Consider the following 2,916-nt stretch of genomic DNA (forward strand, 5'->3'; position numbering starts at 1 on the left):
CCTAAAGCCACAGGCATGCGGGTATTTAGTGGTCCGTGGGCTTTGTCGCACGCACGCCGTCGACCGTGACAGCGACGATGCTGGCCAGGTCCGCAGCACTCGCCCCCGCGCGGTCCATCACCGCCAGAGCCTGATTCGCGCCGACGACGGAGAGGGCCAATACCCCTGGGTTCGACATAACACCCTCTAGAGCCGCCTGCACGCGCTCTCGCTGTCGCGCGAGGAGTGCGCGGACGTGCATTCGGCTCGTCTCGTCGAGCGTCGGCGCGGCCATCGCCGAGAGCGCGATGAGGCACCCGCCCGGCAGATCGGGATCGGCGATACGCGCGAGCACCACGTCGAAGAACGCCTGGATCGCCGCAGCGGGATCGGAGTGCCCACCCAACGCCGCCTCGTACTGATGACCAAACGTGTCGGCATAGCGGTCGAGCGCCCGGCGGAACAGCTCGGGCTTGGCTCCAAAAGTGCCGTACAACGTCCCCTTGCCGAGCCCTGTCGCCGTGACGATGAGGTCCAACGATGTCTCCGCGTAGCCGCGCTCCCAGAAGAGAGTCATCACCGTGTCGAGCGCGCCGTCGACGTCGAACTGCTTTTTGCCTGCCATTTGAACCTCCGGACTCCAGTGTAATCAAGCTTGACCGATCAGTCCAACTATGTTGGACTGATCGGACCAACATGAATGCCGATGACGAGAGAGCACCCGCGATGACGACCATTACCCCACGAAAACGAGGCCGCACGACCTCTCGACGGAGCACCCGCATCGGTTTCTGGCTGGTCGCCGCGGTCTATGCGGTGGTGATGATGGGCGGCACCCTGCCTATCCCTCTCTACCGGTTCTGGTCGGCGTCGATGCATTTTGGATCGTTCGGTACGACGGCGATCTTCGCCGTCTACGCCTTCGGTGTCCTCGTCTCGCTTCTCGTTTTCGCATCCCTGTCGGACCAGCTCGGGCGCCGACCGGTTCTGATCGGCGCTCTGATCGTGCTCGGCATCAGCACCGCCGTGTTCCTCGTCGCCGGGGACCTCACCGGTCTCCTGATCGCCCGGTTCGTGTTCGGCCTAGCCGCCGGCGTCATTACCGCCACCGCGAACGCCGCCCTGGCCGAGCTTGCCCGGAAAGACAAGCCGCAGGCCGCGTCGACCATGTCGACGGTGGCGAACATGGGCGGGCTCGGGCTCGGGAGCATCGCTGCCGGCACTGTCGCCCGGTTCTTCTCGGACCCGACCCACGAGGTGTTCTGGTGGTATCTCATCGTCGTCGGCCTCGCGGTCGTCGCCGTGATCGTCGTTCCCGAGACGGTGAAAAAAGAGGCGGGATTCCATGCCGAAGTCCGGCGACCATCGCTTCCCGGCGGCCACGACCGGCGGATGTTCCTCGGGATCCTGGGTCTCGTCCTCGCCGCCTTCGCGGTCAACGGCGTCTTCTCCTCGCTCGTGCCCGCCTTTGTCCAGAACCAGCTGCACATCGACGACGCGTTGGCCTCGGCGGCTTTGGTAAGCATCGTCTTCTTCGCCGCCCTCCTCGCTCAGGTACTTCCGCACCCCCGCATCGCTGACGGGCCCCTCGCCGGGCCGGTGATCCTGATTGCTGGATCCATCGTTTTCGAAACCGGACTTCTCGCCGGGTCCGTTTCCCTGTTTATCGTTGGCACCGTCGTCGCCGGCGCCGGTGTCGGCCTGGTGTTCGGCCGCGGCATCGGCGTGACACAGCGCTTGGCCGACCCCGAACGACGTGCCGACATGGTCGCGACGTACTTCCTGGCCGCTTACATCGGCTCGACAGTCCCCACGCTCGGTCTCGGCATCTTGAACCAGACCCTCGGCACCACGGCGTCGACGCTCATCCTGTTCGTCGTCATCGTCGTCATCACCGCGATTGGCAGCGGTCTCGCCGCGCGCCGAGGACTCCGCCAGTAGCACGTCCCCACCCACGAAAGGCATCCAACATGACCAAGCCCACCAGCACCCGCACCACCATCGACGGCCCCGGCAGCGTCACGACCGTCCCCCACCTCCCCTCCGGGTTCACCGACCGCTTCACCAGCACCCTCGTCGACACCGGCACCGTTCGCCTGCACGTCGTCACCGGCGGAACCGGCCCCGCCCTGCTGCTCCTCGCCGGCTGGCCGCAGACCTGGTACGCCTGGCGGCACGTCATGCCCGCCCTCGCCGAGCACTTCACCGTCATCGCCGCCGAACCCCGCGGAGTCGGGCTCTCCGACAAACCCGACAACGGCTACGACACCGGCACCCTCGCCCGTGACATGGTCGACCTCATGGCCGCCCTCGGCCACGACCGGTTCACGATGGTCGGCCACGACATCGGGATGTGGACCGCCTACGCCATCGCGACCGACCACCCCCAGGCACTGGACCGGGTCATTGTCGCCGAAGCCGCCATCCCCGGGCTCACCCCGTCCGCCCCGATCTTCAGCGACGACCTCGTCAACTCCAAGCTCTGGCACTTCGGGTTCAATCGCCTCCCGAAGCTGAACGAGATACTCGTGCGCGGCCACGAATATGAGTTCCTTTCCGAGCAGTTCCGCACCAAGGCCGCCACACGGGACGCGCTGCCCGAGCATGCGATCCACGAATACGTCGACGCGATCACCCGCGACCCCGCAGCCCTTCGCACCAGCTTCGAGTTCTACCGTGCTCTCGAGACCACCATGGCCCAGAACGTGCAGCGACAGCTCGCCCCGATCCCGATCCCGATCCTGGCCATCGGCGGAGCCCTAGGCCTGGGTGAAGGTGTCGGCACCACCATGCGGCTGACTGGCACGGACGTCACCACGCTTCTCATCGACAAGGCGGGCCACTACCCAGCGGAAGAGAACCCAGAGGCCATGATCGAGGCGATTCTAAACTTTCGTTAGCAATCATGAGGACTAAACGTGTCACGCAGGCTGCCGG

The 2,916-nt window shown here is 65.8% G+C and carries 3 protein-coding genes; 2 read left to right on the forward strand and 1 reads right to left on the reverse strand.

What is annotated here, in order from left to right; all coding sequences use genetic code 11:
• Positions 1-25: 25 nt before the first annotated feature.
• Positions 26-604, reverse strand: a complete 579-nt coding sequence (locus tag HB677_RS18110) for a TetR/AcrR family transcriptional regulator (protein ID WP_213817140.1) — start codon at positions 602-604, stop codon at positions 26-28.
• A gap of 71 nt (positions 605-675) precedes the next feature.
• Between HB677_RS18110 and HB677_RS18115 the strand changes: the two genes are divergently transcribed.
• Both HB677_RS18115 and HB677_RS18120 read left to right on the forward strand, forming a co-directional pair.
• Positions 676-1,920 (forward strand): MFS transporter, encoded by a 1,245-nt coding sequence (locus HB677_RS18115; RefSeq protein WP_213817141.1) that lies wholly within the window; start codon positions 676-678, stop codon positions 1,918-1,920.
• 29 nt (positions 1,921-1,949) lie between these two features.
• On the forward strand, positions 1,950-2,879 hold the full coding sequence (locus tag HB677_RS18120; RefSeq protein ID WP_213817142.1) for an alpha/beta fold hydrolase: 930 nt from the start codon (positions 1,950-1,952) through the stop codon (positions 2,877-2,879).
• The last annotated feature ends 37 nt before the right edge of the window (positions 2,880-2,916 follow it).

The organism is Glaciihabitans sp. dw_435 (assembly GCF_018449675.1).
Taxonomy (GTDB): Bacteria; Actinomycetota; Actinomycetes; order Actinomycetales; family Microbacteriaceae; genus Glaciihabitans.